Genomic DNA, 16,038 nt, shown 5'->3' on the forward strand with positions numbered 1-16,038 from the left:
TCAGAAATGCAATTGCCGCCGCCCTCAAGGCGTGAACGGTCGCGGCGACGCCCGAGCCAGGGAGCGCCTCGGGCGCTCCCTGGTCGAACCTCGGCATGCCTACATCTTGAAGCGCAGGCCCACGCTGATGTAGCGGCCCTCGACCCGCAGATCGCGGCCGAAGGACTGGGTCTCGTTGTAGTTGCGATAGGTCTTGAAGGGCGTGCCGAGAATGTTGCTGACGTTGCCGACCAGCGTGAAGCCCTTCGAAAGCTCATACGACGTCGACAGGTCCAGACGGTTCACCGCCCGCGTCAGCTGGCCGGCATAGAGCTCTTCATTGGTGTTGCGGTTGTAGTTGTCCACGTACTCGGAACGATGGTTGTAGGAGAGCCGCGCGGCGAACGGGCCCTTCTCGTAGAAGCCGGTGAGATTGTAGGCCCAATTGGAAACGCCGGGGATCTTCACCTGGCGCGCGGATTCGCCCAGGGTCTGGGGCAAGGCGTAGGTCCCGTCGAGATAGGTCAGGTTGGTCTGCACGCCGAAGCCCGACCACCAGCCCGGCAGGAAGGTGAAGAAGGTCTGGAAGTTGGCTTCCGCCCCCATGACCCGCCCCTTGCCGGCGTTCTCCGGACGACTCAGCTGGATCAGGCCGTAGGTCGGGTCGGTGACGTCACGCGTGTAGTAGCTGATGAAGCCGTCCAGGTCGTGGTAGAACAACGCCAGCGTCGCCGAGCCGCTCTTGGCGAAGTAATACTCGAACGAGGCGTCGTAATTGATCGACGTGAGCGGCTTGAGGTCAGGATTGCCGCCGCTGCCGGTGGCGGTGTAGTGCGGCGCGGAGCCGTCCAGACCGGTGCTGTTGATGGTGATGTTGAGCGAGGGGTTCAGCTGCCCGAAGCTTGGCCGCGTCCGCGTCTTGTTGACCGCCAGGCGCAGCTGGAACTCGGGCGTAAACCGGATGCGCGACTGGATGGACGGCAAGACGTCGACATAGTTTTGCGAGACCGACTGCGGGACGATCTGGGCCGCGCCGTTGGTCCCGATGATATTGGAAAAGCCGGAATACTGGCCATCGGTGTTGACGACGCGAACGCCGAGCGTTCCGTCCACCGGATAGGCGCCCAGGTCGAACTGATACTTGCCCTGCGCATACGCCGCGTAGGTGGCCTCCTTGGCCGTAAATCCGCCCAGCGGGTTGTTGGGAATTTCCGCGGTGGCGTAGTTGGCCTGGCCCGTTAGATCGAAGGCGCGCTGGCGCAGCGCCTCGTCATTGTCGCGCATGGCGTCCCACGTCGGCATCAGCCACTGCCTGAACTGTTGGCCGTCGTCGCCAAAGCCGTTGGAGATCATCTCCAGCGCCCCGGTCGGCAGGCTCGCCAAGGGGATGTTCAGCGGCGCGGTGTAGGCGTAGCGGTCGTTGTTCTGGGAGCTTGCGTCGCGGTCGCTGGCGCGCACCCCGACCTTGATGCTCGGCAGCCAGGAACTGTGGGTGTCCCAGTCCAGGTCCAGCCGGCCTTGGACGCCGTCGCCCTTTTCGACATAGTCGCGCTGGTAGAGGCCGCGCCACACGTAGTTGGCGGGATTGGCGATGTCATAGTCGCCCAGATTGAAGATGGCCGTCCCGTCGACGTCGAACTGGACGTTGATGGTCGGCGCGCTGGCCAACTGGGCGTCGATATTGACCTGGTTGGACTGGTACTTGCTGGAGGTGTAGGCAAAGTCGCCCGACACCACGGCGCGGTCGCCCTTCCATTTGAAGCCGAGCGCGCCTTGATAGGTGTTGGTCTTGTCTTCCTGGGCCTTGCGCCAGAACTCCGGCACGTAGCCGCCGGTCTTGGTGAAGCTGGCCGCCTTCAGCGGCTCGCCCTCGACCAGGACCACGTTGCTCAGGGTTGGTGAGACGCCGGCCAGGTCCGGCCGCTCGAAATTGACGTTGAACGCGTCAGTGGTGACGTCGCCGCGATAGGCTTGCCAGAGCCCTTCGGCATAGAGCTCCAGCTTGTCGTTGGGGCGCCATTGCAAGGTGCCGTTGAGGGCCGGACGATCGCGCACGCCTTTTTCGTAGAAGTTGCCGGCATTGGCCGGGAAGTTGAACATCCCCACGCCCGGCGTCGTCACCTTGACGGGGTTGCTGGGGTTCCAGGCCATCGGCGTGATGATCGCGGAGTCGGCGTAACGGTCGGCGTTGCGATAGGTCATGCGAACGAAGCTGACATTGGCCAAGGCGCCGATCTCGCCAATGGCGGTGTCCCAACGCTTGGTCACGACGAGGTTGACTGACGGGTCGTAGGCCTTGGATTGGGTGTTGTACGATCCGCGCACTTCGCCGGCGATCTCGGTGTCCTTGACGTCGAAGGGCCGGCGCGAGCGCAGGTTGATCAGCCCGCCCAGGCCCGGCTCGATCAGGTCCGAGGTGCCTGACTTGTAGACCTCGATGCCGGCGATCACGCCGGCCGGGAAGTCCTGCATGTGCAGCGAGCGGTCGTTGGTCGAGAAGAACTCACGGCCATTGAAGGTGGTGGCGACATCGGGAAGGCCGCGCACGAGCACCGTGCCGGCCTCGTCGTTGTAGCGAGTGACCTGCACGCCGACGACGCGCGACAAGGCTTCGGAAGCGTTGTTGTCCGGCAGCTTGCCGATGTCCTCGGAGACGATCGCATCGACCATGGCGTCGGAATTGCGCTTGACCTCCTGGGCCGAGCCGAGGGCGGCGCGGAAGCCGGTGACCACGACCTCCTCGACCGTGGAGTCGTCGGCCGGCTTGGCGGGCTTGTCGTCGGCCTGCTGGGCGAAGGCCGGCGAGACGGCCAGTAGCGACACCAGCGACGCGGAACAGAACAGGCCGCGAATGGTCCTAGGCATAGTGTTTCCCCTCTTTGTTTGATTTTGTTTTGGTTCGACATCTCGAGCGCTGGAGCGCGAACCGGCGCTTGAAGGTTGGGAGAATGGCGGTTGCATGTTCGGCACGGCCAAGATCGCCGTGAGCGTCCGGCGCGGCCGCTGGCGAACAGCGCAAATCCTTCGTCGGACGGACGACTTCACCGGCTTCCTCCCCTGGTTCACAGCGTGCTTTCACGCTTGCGGCCAAGCCTCGCTCGGCCACTAAATCTAGAAAGGTGATTTAGTTGGGTCAAGACGAAATCGTCGCTTCCGGCCGGCTCTTCGGCAGAATTTTTAGAAATAAAACAAAGGCTTGTTAGATTCGAACGACAAAGCGGGTCGGGCGTGCAGGACGCCCGACCCGTAGTCGGGGAGGAAGCCGCTGAAACAGCTGGACGAGCGCTGTCCGACGGCTGGTTCGGCTCTCGCCGAGGGATGGAGCCTGACGAAATCCGCCAGGCTCGACGGGGTTGCGTTTCCCGACGGGACGAGCCCCGCCGGGAGAGTAGCGTCATTTCTTGCGCGGATCCGAAAGCGTCCACGCATCGAGCTTGTCGATCGTCGCCTCACCGCCTCGCGCCGAGATCGACCAGGAAAGATCGCCGCCGCCGCGGAAGAAACGGTCGGTGATCGTGCGCGCGCCGTCGTTCACGTAGAGCTCGATGATCGACTCATCGACGAACAGGTGGAGCCTGACCTTGCGCCCCTTGAGGTCCACCGGCGCGATATGGCGGTCGGGGAAGCCCTCATGGAAACTGGGGCCCGAACGGGTCCGGTCGACATAGACCTCTCCCGTCGGCGCGGTGACGCCGACCAGGGTCTGGTAGCCTTGAGCGTCCTTGATGGCGATCTCGACCTGCTCGCTGGAGCCGGTGTCCAGATCGATCACCAGTTCAGCCCGGCCGCCCTTGATGGGCAGCGGCTGGGACGCCTCGCCTAGCTTTAGGCCCTTGGCGCTGGCATGATCGCGCCGCAGGGTCTCAATTTCAGCCACCGGGGCCTGGTAGAGTCGGAACCCCTCCGAAGTCTTGCGCAGGGACAGCGAGCGCGGCAGGCTCATCAGGCCGCGATTGGGATAGGTCGGGATCAGATTGGCGTAGCGCCAGTTGTTGGCCCAACCGATGGCGATCTTCCGCGGGTCTGACTTGGGCAGGTCGTTGTAGGTGACCGCCGCATAGTAGTCGGCGCCCCAGTCCAGCCACTGCGGATCGCCGGTCCAGCTGGGGTCGAGGGTAAAACGCTGGCCGTCGAAGTCGCCGACGAAATACTGCATCCCCGATCCGCCGTTGACCGAACTGTCGCCCAGGCTGATGGCCAGCACCCAGCGCTTCTCGCCGGGCTTGCCGCCCTCGACCGGCAATTCGAAGATGTCCGGACATTCCCAGTTCTTGCCGCGCGCGCCGGTGGGCCCAAAGCTGCTGGCCATCGTCCAGCTCTTCAGGTCGCCGGACGTCCAGACCAGCACCCGGTTCTCCGCGGCGATGACGGTCAGCATCACCCAGCGCTTGGTGGCCTCGTGCCAGAAGATCTTCGGGTCGCGAAACTCCGTCGAGCCGATGTCGAGCACCTTGCCGTGGGTGGTCCAGGTGCGGCCCTTGTCGTTGCTGAAGGCCAGATACTGCGACTGGATCCGGGTCTTGGTATTGTGCCCCGTGAAGAGGGCCACCAAGGGCGGCCGACCATCCTTGCCAAAGCCGCTGGTGTTGTTCCAGTCGACCGCTACGCCGCCCGAGAAGGCCTGGACGTCGGTCTCGGGGATCGCCACCGGCAGTTCCTGCCAGGTGACTAGGTCTCGGCTGACCGCGTGGCCCCAGCTCATATGGCCCCAGCGGTCGCCATAGGGATTGTACTGGTAGAACAGGTGATACTCGCCCTCGTAATAGACCAGGCCATTGGGATCGTTGTTCCAGTTGCGCGCCGGCGCGAAGTGGTAGCCGGGACGGGCTTCCTCCGCTCGGGCGGCCGGGGCCAAGGGCGCGGCGCAAAGCGCGGCGAGCGCGACGGCGAGAAGTTGACGGCGCATCAGTGGCCCCTCCGAACGTCCATGTCCTCGAGCGCGACACCGTTGGTCTCGGGCATCACCTTCCAGACCCAGAAAAACTGCAGCAGCATCATCGCGCCGAAGAAGGCGAAGACCCAGCCGCCGACACGGGCGGCGAAGACCGGGAACGCCCAGGTGATCGCCGCGGCCATCACCCAATGGGTGGTGCTGCCCAGCGCCTGGCCCTTGCCGCGCACGGCGCTGGGAAAGACCTCCGAGATGAACACCCAGATCACCGCGCCTTGTGAAATGGCGAAGGCGGCGATGAAGCCCAGCAGGCCCAGAAGCACCAGCGCGCCGTTGGGATGGGCGCTCTCCAGTTGCAGCCCCACAAGGATCAAAGCCACGGCGGTGGCGACCGAGCCGAAATAGAGCAGCGGCTTGCGGCCGAAGCGATCGATCAGGAACAGCGCCAGGATGGTGAAGACGAGGTTGGTCCCGCCCACGGCCACCGACTGCAGCAGGGCGCTGTCGACCCCTGCCCCGCCCAGTTCGAAGATGCGCGGCGCGTAGTAGAGCAGCGCGTTGATGCCGGAGAGCTGATTGAACATGGCGATGGCGATGGCGCAGCCCACCGGCGCGGAATAGGCCGCCTGGAAGAGGCTGGGCTTGGCCTTGCCCGCGTCGCGGTCGGCCGCCACGCGCATTTGCACCACTTCGCCGGCCGGATCGTGGAAGCCCAGGCGCGCCATGACGCGGCGCGCGTCCTCGTCACGGTCCTGCACCACCAGCCAACGGGGGCTGTCGGGCAGCAGGAAGGTGACCACGAGGAAGAGCGCCGAGGGAAGCGCCACGATGCCGAACATCCAGCGCCAGGCGACATCGGCCGGCGCGAGGCTGGCGATCGCGTAATTGGAGAGGAACGCCAGCAGGATGCCCAGGACGATATTGAGCTGATTGAGCGCCACCAGGCGGCCACGCACATGGGCGGGCGAGACCTCGGCGATGTAGATCGGCGTGACGACCGAGGCCGCGCCGATGGCCAGTCCACCCAGGAAGCGGAAGCCGATCAGGCTGTACCAGTCGAATGCCAGGCCCGTGCCCAGCGAAGAGACCACGTAGCAGATCGCCACCGCCAGCAGCATGGGTTTGCGGCCGAAACGATCGGCCGGGGCCCCGGCGATCAGTGAGCCGATCACCGTGCCTATCAAGGCCGACGCGACGGTGAAGCCCAGCGCGCCGTCGCTCAGGGCGAAACGGCTTTGCAAGGCCGCGGTCGTGCCGGAGATGACGGCGGTGTCGAACCCGAAAAGCAGGCCGCCCAGGGCCGCCCCCAAGGCGGAAAGAACCATCACCAGGGAAACCCTGGATCGAAGAGGCGGCGCGAGCGCGGTGTCGGTGGTCGTCATGGTCAGCAGACCTTCGCGAGGGTGGAAGCGGCGTTCTGTTGCGCGCCAATGGCCCAGTGCATGGGCCATTGGCGGGTGATCGTACGATAGGCGATGGCCAGGGCCCCGGTCAGGCCCGCTGAGTCGCCGGCGCTCGGCGCGGCGACATAGGTGTTCATGTCCAGACCCGCGACGCTGGAGTCGTAGCCGGCCAGTTGGCGCTCCAGGGACGCGCGAACCTGCTCATGCATGTTGACCGGCTGCATGACGCCGCCGCCGATGATGATGCGGTCCGGGCGAACGATGTAGGTCAGGCTGGCGCACAGGCCGGCGATGTAGTCGGCGATGATGCCCCAGGCTGGGTGGCCAGGCGCAAGCTGCTCGGCCGGCACGCCCCACCGGGCGCGAATGGCCGGCCCGCTGGCCAGGCCTTCCAGGCAGTCGCCATGGAACGGACAGATGCCTTCAAAGGCCTGGTCTCCCACAGCCCGCGGCAGACGAATGTGACCGGCCTCTGGATGATTGGCCCCGCCATGCGGCGCCCCGCCGATCATCAGGCCGACTCCGATGCCGGTGCCGATGGTTACGTAGCAGAAGGTGTCCAGGCCACGGCCGCTGCCGAACAACAACTCCCCGACGGCGGCGCAGTTGACGTCGGTGTCCAGCGCCAGGGGCACATCCAAGGTCTGACGAAAATGCCCAAGCAGATCGACCTTGCTCCAGCCGACCTTGGGGGTGGAGGTGATGGAGCCGTAGTCGGGCGCCGTGGCGCGCAGGGAAAGCGGCCCAAAACTGCCGATTGAAAGCGCCGCCAGAGGACCATGGCGCCCCTGGGTCCGGGCGAAGAAGGCGCTGGCCGCGCCCAGCGTCTCCTCCGGTGTCGTCGTCGGTATGCGGATCTGATCGAGCACGACGCCATTCTCGTCGGCCACGCCGCACAAGAACTTAGTGCCGCCCGCTTCGATACCGCCGAACAGATTGGATTCCGCCATGGACTGTTACTCTTGGAAAAGGATCGGATTGGTCAACGCCGCGCAAATGCCCCACGCAAGACGCGCCGGCGCGGGCGAATGCGTCGTCAGCGCTGGACGCCGAGGAAGGTCAGGCCTTGGGGCGACGTCGCGCTGGAAGGCGAAGATGGGCATGTCGCCGCAGGGTGCGGCGCACCGTGCATCGGGATTTGTCGAGAGCCATCATCTCCTCCCAGGCGCCTTGGCGGCGCACTGCGTCGCATGGCGACGTTATAGGACTAAATCTAGTTATGTGATTTAGTCTGTCAACGAGGAAATCGCCGAGCTTAGTTTCCGTCGCCTTTCAGCAGCGATCCGAGGTTGGGGCTGTAGCTTGCATAAAGCGGCAGGAGCCCTGCCCCCACCGCAGGCGCGGCTTCGCGCAGAGCTCCAATCCGAAGTTGGGGCTTGAAGAAGTCTATCGGCGCAGTCGCGGCGATGTTGGCTCCAACCCGGTCGGCGAGCGCCTCAAGCATGCCAGCGTCAAGCGCGCCGCTAAGAATGATCGCGTCGAGGTCCAAAAGGCTATTGGTGCTCAGAACGACGAAGGCGAGCGCCTCAGCGCAGGTCGCCAGCCAAGTCTCGCGGGCCGCCTCGTCGTTTCCCGCACCCAGGGCGGCTTCCAGGCTGTAGAGGGAGGCCCGATGCAGCAGGAAGTCCTGCCCATTTTCGCCGGGGACCGGCATCGACGCCAGGGCCGCGGCGTTGCCGTGGCGTCCTTGGTGGATCTGGCCACCGATCACCAGTCCGCCGCCGACAAACGCGCCGATGTGGAAGTAGAGGTAGTTTTCGACCCCCAACCCGACACCGCAGAGCAGTTCGGCGAGGGCCGCAGCATTGCCGTCGTTCTCGAAAAACACAGGACAGTTCAAGCTTGAACGGAAGGCGTGCTCGACGCCCTCGCCGCTCCATTCGCGAGCCTGGGCTGCCGAAACGCCGATTTCCTCGCGCCAGGCGCCAATGAACCAGGGCATGGCGATGCCCACTCCCAGGAACGCGTCACGTTGTTCCGGCTTCAAGGCCGCCAACTGGGTCCGCGCGAACTCAGCGACTTCGTCGATGACCACCGATCGGTCGGGAAAGGCCATGGCCCGCGATTGCGTGGCCAAAACCACGCCGTCGAAATTCAGCAGAACGCAGGTGAGCCGGTTGCGGCCGATCTCCACGCCGATCGTGTAGCCGTTTTCGCCATTGATCTTGTAGATCGTCGAGGGCTGCCCCATGCCGCCCGTGCGGCGGCCGGCGACCACGAGCAGGCCATCGGCCTGCAGATCCTCCACGATGCGAAGCGCCGCCTGCGGAGACAGGCCCGTTATCCTGGCGAGCTCGGCCTTGGAGGCTCCATCCAGCCGCCGGATCGTGGAGAGCACCAGACGTTCGTTGTAGCGGCGTACGCCATTGGAATTGCTGCCGCGCGCCATGAAAACGAATGCTCTCTACAGTCTCGTGGTGACGATCGGCGGGCCATCTTTGGGCGTCGACACGTCAAGCGGGTGAAACACCATATCGGGCTGGCCGTCGGTTTCTCCATCCCCCGGCTCGCCCATCATAGTATTTCGAGATTCGAGCCCACCGAAAGCGCAGTCTCGTCCGGCTAAGCCGCGTTATCTCTGCATTCGGCTATCCACCTTTTCTCGCCGATCCGAAGGCCTGCATAGCCGGCCGGGGCGCGCCAAAAGCCGCCGCGAGTTGTCGCTTCCAAATCACGGCGTCGCGGGCTGTCGGCAGATTTCAGTGAGAGGATTCCTTGAAGACGCCCGCGCCTCTCTGGATAGAGCGGCGTCAAAGCGCGATTCCGGAAGTCTCGTCTGGGTTCTCAATTCTCCTCAACGATCGCGAGACCCCACGCAGCCAGGTCAATTTTCTGCCCGCTGGCAACCTTCCTGTCTTGCAGCAATTCGGTGCCGGCTCGAGCCACCGTCAATTGCTGCGGCGTCGCGGAGTAATTGAATATGTATCGAACGGCGTGTCCGTTCCTCAGCGTCCCACCGCGAACGATCAACGGAAATTGGACGTCGGCAATAGTCGGCTCGACGCCGGCACGTTTGACCTCGCCAGCCATGATTTTCTGGATCATCGCGTCACTCGGCATGAAGCCGATGTAGCTGACTTCCCCCTTGCCCCACGTGTTTCGGGTCATCGCTGCGTCTGCCGGCCAAGATGGATGTTTGTAACGCGCGACCACCTTGGCCGTCGTTGGCTGCAGCATCTCCATCCACCAGCGAGCCTTGTTGTCGGCCTCTCCCACGCCGAACGGATCGCCATCGAGCGAGACATTCTCGGGCGTGGTGAACAGTTGATAGCTGACCCCCGCTGCCTTGGAAATCGCACCCGGCTGCGTCGCGTAACGGACCTTGACGTTTTCGTCCGAGAAGCCGCTCTTGAACGTATAGACCAGATGACCACCGCGTTTGGCGTAATCATTGAGCCGCGTGATTTCAGCATCGCTGGCCGCGTACAATGCGGGCACAATAATCAGCTTGTAATTATCGAGCTTCATCGTTGAATCTGGCGACAGGATATCGACTTCAACATTCATTCGGTAGAGCGCGTCATAGAATGGGCGCAGAACCTGATTATATTCGACGCCACTTGGCTTGAACGAATTGAACGCGCTCAGCGCCCTGTTGCTGACGTAAATCGCCACGCTGTTGCGCTTGGTCATCCCGGCAAGCTTTGGCCCCAGTCGCTTGAAGTCGGCGCCGACGGTGCTCGCCTCCTCGTAGACCGGATTGGGCTTGTAATCCTGCGTGAGCAACCCGCGCCAATAGGTCTCGATCGCGTTGGCGGTGGTCGCCCAATGCCAATACGCCACCATCTCTGCCCCGGAGGCGACGTGGCTAAAAGCCTGGAGGCGAAGCTGACCGGGATAAGGCGTCCATTGGGCCCAGCCCTGGGCCTGCGTTTCGATCACCAGATAATTTTGGCCGTTCCGGATCGACCGCGCGAGGTCGCCGCCGAAGGCGATCTCCGTTCCCGTCAGCTTATCCTGGCTGGGGTGATAGATGTCGATCCCGGCGATATCGAGGGGCTTGGCTGAATTCCAATGATCGACTTCCGGCTGGATGCCGTAGGAAGTCTCACGCCACCCCAGGTCGAAATTCTGCGTGAGAAATTGGTCGGGTCTGGCGTGGGCGCGGACGATCTTCGCCTGCCAGGTCAGGAAATCCGTGACGAGCCCGCGCTGGAACGCGGCGAACGCGTTGGACATGCTGGCGTTGATCGATGCGTTGGTTGAGGGGAAATCCTCCCAGCGATTGATCCGGTTGCTCCAATAATTGAGGCCCCATGCATCGTTCAACGCATCGAGGCTGGGCCACTTTTGCTTCATTTGAGCAACGAAGGCAGCCTGCACATTGGGACCGCTGCTGCCGTAAGCCTTGGTCTCATTATCGAGCTGGTACCCGATGACCGCCGGATGATCCTTTACATGATCGACCAGCGCCACGATCACGCGCTCGGCCGCCGCGCGGTAATCTGGATCACTGATGTCCATGTTCTGTCGGGGCCCATATTGCGCGCGAACGCCGTTGGACCCGACAACAAGCACGTTGGGATGCTCCCGGGCGAGCCAGGTCGGGATCGCGTAAGTCGGCGTACCGACGATCACCTTGATGCCCTGCTTGTGCATCGCCGCCAGCACCCGATCGACGTGGCTGAAGTCGAACACGCCCGGCTGCGGTTCCAGAGTGCCCCAGGTGGACTCGGCGATCCGTACCACCGTTATCCCGGCCGCTTTCATCATCCGGGCGTCCTCGTCGACACGGTCGACCGGCGTATATTCATCGTAATAGGCGACCCCGTAGAGGATGGTGTCCGGCACTTGAGCGTGCGCTGACGTGACGCCGATCGCGGCGCTGGCCAGCAAAAGTGCGCCGCAAAACATCCCCCAAAACGACCTCATAGCGCCCTCCATTTGTCGGACATAATAAATGCCGCAGCGGGCGATGCAATGGACTGCTCGATCTGGGCCACTATCGAAAAATGACATTGCTCGACTAGCCATTCCGGCCCCGTCGAATACGTTGGCGAGGATGTTGCGTCGGGGTTGGGATTAGGCCATTTGTCCGACAAGCTGAGAGCAGTCGGAGGTGAGACGACCATGCTTGATAAGGGTTTTGGCATGTCACGGCGTGGCCTGCTGCTCACGAGCGCCGCCGTCATTTTTGCGGGTCGCCAGCGCGCCTATGCTGCCGTTCGACCCAACAAACCGGATCTTCTCGTGCGCGATGGGGACGCGACGGTGACTGTGTTCGCGCTTAGCGACCGCGCCTTCCGGGTCCGGGTCTCGCGGAACGCCGATCCCGGCGACGCGGCCAGCGAGATGCTGGAGGGCTCGCCCTTGCGTCCCTTGGTCCGCAAAACCCGTCTTTCGGCGGGCGCACGCCTGGACGTCGCCCATGCACGGTGCGACTGGGACGCCAAATCGCGATGCCTGTCATTCTTCGACCGCGACGGCGCCCTTCTCCTCACCGAAGCGCCGGGAGCGCGTCGTATCGACCCGCACGAGGTCGGCGGCGAGCCGACCCAGGCGGTGACGCAGGGGTTCGTCAGTCCGCCCGACGAACGCCTGTATGGCGCCGGCTGTTTCCAGGACGGCCATCTTGATATCCGAGGCCTGCCGCGGCGGCTTACGCAGGTCAATACGCAGATCAGCCAGCCATTCCTGTTGTCCAGCAAAGGCTATGGCCTGCTCTGGCACAATGAGGGCATGGCGGAGATCAACACCCCCGGCGAGACGATACCGCTCGTGCGCCAGGCCGTGGCGGGCGCTGCGCAAACGACCGATGTCACGACGAGCTCCGGCAATGCGCGCGTCCAGCGACGGGAGGCGGAATTCGTCGGGCGGTTCACCGTCACGCGCCGGGGCAGCCACGCATTCCTGCTCGATCTTGGGCGGAAGATGTCGTCGCGCCACTATGTCGAAATCGACGGCAAGCCGGCGACCGACCTCGCGAACCAGTGGCTTCCCCCTACGGCGAGTTTTCTGCGCGACCTCGAGCCGGGCGAGCATAAAGTCCTCGTCAAAGCCCAGCAGGAGGACGAGCCGGTACTGACGTTCGGCCCCGTCGAAGACCGCACGACCTGGTCATCGCCCGTGGCCGAGGAAATAGACTATGTCGTCATCACCGGGCCGGACGCGGCCGAGGTGATGGCGGGCTATCACGAGCTTCTGGGGCCGCAGCCGATGATGCCGTTGTGGGCGCTCGGCTACATTCACTGTCGCGAACGATTTCATTCGTCCGAAGAGATACTGGCGACCGCGCACGAGTTTCGCCGCCGCAAGCTGCCCTGCGACATGATGGTTCAGGATTGGCAGTATTGGGGCAAGTATGGCTGGAACGCGATGCGCTTCGACGAGGATCATTATCCTGATCCCGCCGGGCTCGTGCGCGATCTCCACGCGTTGGACATGCGCTTGATGCTTTCGGTCTGGTCTAAGGTCGGAAAGGAAACCGAGCTTGGCAAGGAAGTGGCCGCCCGCGATTTCTACATTCCCGACACCGACTGGATCGACTTCTTCAATCCGACCGCAGCACGCTTCTATGGCCAGGCCCAGAACGGTCGCCTTGCCTCGCTCGGGATCGATGCCTGGTGGCAGGATGCGACCGAACCGGAGAATGACGATCTGGTCGGACGCTCCATCTACGCCGCCCCCGGTCAAAGGCAGCCTGGCGAGAAGCGCCGCAATCTCTACTCATTGCAGGTCAGCCGAGCCGTCTACGAGGCGCAGCGCGGCGCCTATCCCGACAAGCGGGTCATGATCCTCACGCGATCGGCCGCGCCCGGACAGCAGCGCTACGGGGCCGCGACTTGGTCCGGCGACATCGGCAATGATTGGGAGACGCTGCGCCGCCAGATCCCGGCCGGGCTAAACATGGCCGCGGCGGGCCAAGCCTGGTGGACGGTCGACGCAGGCGGCTTTTTCCGGCCGGGCGAGGGGCAGTATACCGACCCGGCCTATCATGAGCGCTTCATTCGCTGGTTCCAGTTCGCGACGTTCCTGCCGATGCTGCGTGTCCACGGCTACATGACGGACACAGAATTCTGGCGATTTGGCGAGACGGTCGAGGGCATTGCGCGGTCCTATCTCGAACTGCGATACCGGTTATTACCCTATACCTACGCGCTTGCGGCGGAGGCGTCCGCTCGCGGCATGCCCATCATTCGTCCTTTGACGTTCGACTTTTCCGACGATGCGGCGGCCCTGGATCAGGTTCATGCCTACATGTTCGGCCCTGCCATCCACGTGGCGCCGGTGGTCGCGCCGGATGCGCGCGAGTGGGATGTCTATCTGCCCCGAACGGCCGGCGGCTGGTACGACTTCTGGACCGGTGTCCATCGCGAGGGCGGGCGAGAGCATCGGGTGCCAGCGGGCCTCGACCGGATACCGCTCCATGTCCGCGCAGGCAGCATTCTGCCGCTCGGCCCGGTCCGCCAATCGACGGTGGACCTGGCGGGCGGCGACCTCGATCTGCTGGTTTATCCCGGACGTGACGCCGCGGCCACGCTCTATGACGACGATGGGACGTCCTATCGTTATGAGACCGGCGAGGCGGCGCGCACGGCGCTTGATTGGGACGACGCGACGGGGGCGTTGACGATCGGCGCCCGCAGGGGCCGTTTTGCCGGCATGAAAGCGCAGCGGACGCTCCGCGCGCACCTCATGGGCCCGGAACGCGCAGCGCTCGCCTTCGGCCGGGCGTCCGAAGCTTCCTACACGGGACAGTCTGTCAGACTCCTGCTGCGGACATAGACGCGCCAGCGGGACATGCGGGCGCGGCTGTGGCGGGCTTCCGCTCGCGCTCCTACCCACGTTCCCACCGCCGGTTTCTATCCACCTTGAGGTCGCGTCGGGAAGCTGGACCGAACTGACATAAATTTGGGAACGCGGTCGCTCAGTTTGGATTTCCGAGCAATATCAAGTGCTTTAAGGACAGTTTGAATTGGTGCGCTCCCGTGATCCATGAAGCGCCATCATTCGATCATCCCGATGAGGAATCGAACTCGATCGAATTTTTTAATAAAATCAACGTGTTGTAAGGTTGGCGGAGACGGAGGGATTCGAACCCTCGATACCCTTTTGAGGTATGCCGCTTTAGCAAAGCGGTGCCTTCAGCCTCTCGGCCACGTCTCCTCCTGAGAGGGAGCGGTTCGATAGCCTGTTCGCGGCGGCATGACAACGCGCTGTCTCGAAAAATCCGCGTTAACGTGAAGCTCAGACCGCGAGACTAGTGTGAACCCTGTTCTACAAAGGGCTCGGGGCTTCCATGTCGTCCGCTATCGCACATCCGCCGGAACGCGAAGGCGTCGCCGTGTTCGACGTTCAACCCACGCCGCCGCGACTCGTGATCGAGGACGAGGCGGCCGAGGGCGTCGGCCGGCGCGGTCCGTTCCGCCCCGGCCGCCTGGTACCCGCGCGGGCCCGCATGCAGGTGCGCAGCCTGTCGCGGATGTTCCGCGTGGTCGACGGCCTGGTCTTCGCCGGCGTCACCGCCGCCGCGATCTCGATCGCCCGCCCGACCCCCGACGTCTTCGCGCCGCTGGTGCTGGGGGCCCTCGCCCTGCTGCCCGCCCTCTACCTGCTGGAGGCCTACACCTTCCATCGCCGCGAGACCCTGGGCCGCCAGGCCCTGCGGGTGTCGGCCGCTTTCGGCGTGGTCGGCGTGGTGGTGCTGCTGGCCACCCTGATCTTCGAACGCGGCGGGATCGACACTCCCCTGCTGGCCGGCTGGGGGATCGCCCTGGCCCTCGCCACCGCCCTGCTGCACGTGGCCTGGTGGCGCGCGGTCGACCATGGCCGTCGCGACGGCCGACTGACCCCGAACGTCGTGGTCGTGGGAGCCACGGTCAACGCCGAGCGCTTCATCCGCAGCGCCCTGGCCACCGGCGACATCAACGTGTTGGGCGTGTTTGACGACCGCGCCGACCGCGCCCCGTCCCAGGTGCTGGGCGTGCCGGTGCTGGGCGACACCACCGCCCTGATCGACCACCGCATCATGCCGTATGTCGACCGGGTGATCATCGCGGTCACCTCCACCGCCCAGGCCCGGGTCGCCCAGTTGGTCGAACGTCTGGAAGTCCTGCCCAATCCGGTCAGCCTGTTCGTCGACCTGAACCGCGAGGCCCAGCGCAACGCGTCGCTGGCGCACTTCGTCGACCTGTCGGGAGCGACCACCGATGCGCGCCGCGCCCTCGTCAAACGCCTCCAGGATCTGGTGATCGGGTCGCTGGGCCTGTTCGCCGCCGCGCCGGTCATGCTGTTGACCGCCCTGGCCATCAAGCTGGACAGCCCCGGCCCGGTGTTCTTCCGCCAGCGCCGCCATGGCTTCAACAACGAGGCCATCCTGGTCTGGAAGTTCCGCTCGATGCGCCACGACATGGCCGACGCCAAGGCGGTCCGCCAGATCAGCGCCGACGACGACCGCGTCACCAAGGTCGGCAAGTTCATCCGCAAGACCAGCCTCGACGAGCTGCCCCAGCTGTTCAACGTGCTGCGCGGCGAGATGTCGATGGTCGGCCCCCGCCCCCACGCCATCGGCATGAAGAGCGGCGACGTCGAGTCCGAGACCCTGGTCGCCCGCTACGCCCACCGCCACCGCATGAAGCCCGGCGTCACCGGCTGGGCGGCGATCAACGGCTCGCGCGGCCCGGTCGACACGGCCGAGCTGGTGCAGGAGCGCGTCGCCCTGGACGTCGAATACATCGAGCGCCAGTCGTTCTGGCTGGACCTCTACATCATCGCCATGACCATCCCCTGCCTGCTCGGGGACCGGTCGGCGGTGCGCTGAGGACG

Annotated in this window: 8 protein-coding genes and 1 tRNA gene; 2 read left to right on the top strand and 7 right to left on the bottom strand. The window is 64.4% G+C overall.

Annotated elements, in window-relative coordinates; genetic code table 11:
- Positions 1-99 precede the first annotated feature (99 nt).
- The 6 genes from AC1DMQ_RS24560 to AC1DMQ_RS24585 form a co-directional block, all read right to left on the bottom strand.
- Complete coding sequence (locus AC1DMQ_RS24560) at positions 100-2,844, bottom strand: TonB-dependent receptor (RefSeq protein ID WP_477036156.1); 2,745 nt, start codon at positions 2,842-2,844, stop codon at positions 100-102.
- A gap of 529 nt (positions 2,845-3,373) precedes the next feature.
- On the bottom strand, positions 3,374-4,885 hold the full coding sequence (locus tag AC1DMQ_RS24565) for a glycoside hydrolase family 32 protein (protein WP_477036157.1): 1,512 nt from the start codon (positions 4,883-4,885) through the stop codon (positions 3,374-3,376).
- Complete coding sequence (locus AC1DMQ_RS24570; RefSeq protein ID WP_477036179.1) at positions 4,885-6,195, bottom strand: sugar porter family MFS transporter; 1,311 nt, start codon at positions 6,193-6,195, stop codon at positions 4,885-4,887. Before AC1DMQ_RS24570 ends, AC1DMQ_RS24565 begins: the two co-directional genes overlap by 1 nt.
- A 59-nt stretch (positions 6,196-6,254) precedes the next feature.
- The gene (locus AC1DMQ_RS24575; RefSeq protein ID WP_477036158.1) at positions 6,255-7,223 is read right to left on the bottom strand and encodes an ROK family protein; all 969 of its coding nucleotides are present in this window, start codon (positions 7,221-7,223) and stop codon (positions 6,255-6,257) included.
- A 305-nt stretch (positions 7,224-7,528) separates the two neighbouring features.
- A complete protein-coding gene (locus tag AC1DMQ_RS24580) occupies positions 7,529-8,662 on the bottom strand; it encodes an ROK family protein (RefSeq protein ID WP_477036159.1) in 1,134 nt (377 codons plus the stop codon).
- Positions 8,663-9,057: 395 nt separating this feature from the next.
- Positions 9,058-11,145, bottom strand: coding sequence for a beta-galactosidase (locus AC1DMQ_RS24585; RefSeq protein ID WP_477036160.1), 2,088 nt, complete (start codon positions 11,143-11,145; stop codon positions 9,058-9,060).
- 198 nt (positions 11,146-11,343) lie between these two features.
- Here AC1DMQ_RS24585 and AC1DMQ_RS24590 point away from each other — a divergent pair, with 198 nt between their 5' ends.
- Positions 11,344-13,998: a glycoside hydrolase family 31 protein gene (locus AC1DMQ_RS24590; protein ID WP_477036161.1), complete on the top strand. Its 2,655-nt coding sequence runs from the start codon at positions 11,344-11,346 to the stop codon at positions 13,996-13,998.
- Between the two features lie 290 nt (positions 13,999-14,288).
- On the opposite strand, the gene AC1DMQ_RS24595 is transcribed toward AC1DMQ_RS24590, so the two are convergent.
- Positions 14,289-14,379, bottom strand: a tRNA-Ser gene (locus tag AC1DMQ_RS24595).
- Positions 14,380-14,512: 133 nt separating this feature from the next.
- Here AC1DMQ_RS24595 and hfsE point away from each other — a divergent pair.
- Positions 14,513-16,033, top strand: a complete 1,521-nt coding sequence (gene hfsE / locus AC1DMQ_RS24600; RefSeq protein ID WP_477036162.1) for a polysaccharide biosynthesis protein HfsE — start codon at positions 14,513-14,515, stop codon at positions 16,031-16,033.
- The last annotated feature ends 5 nt before the right edge of the window (positions 16,034-16,038 follow it).

It is taken from the genome of Caulobacter sp. 05L422 (assembly GCF_056397765.1).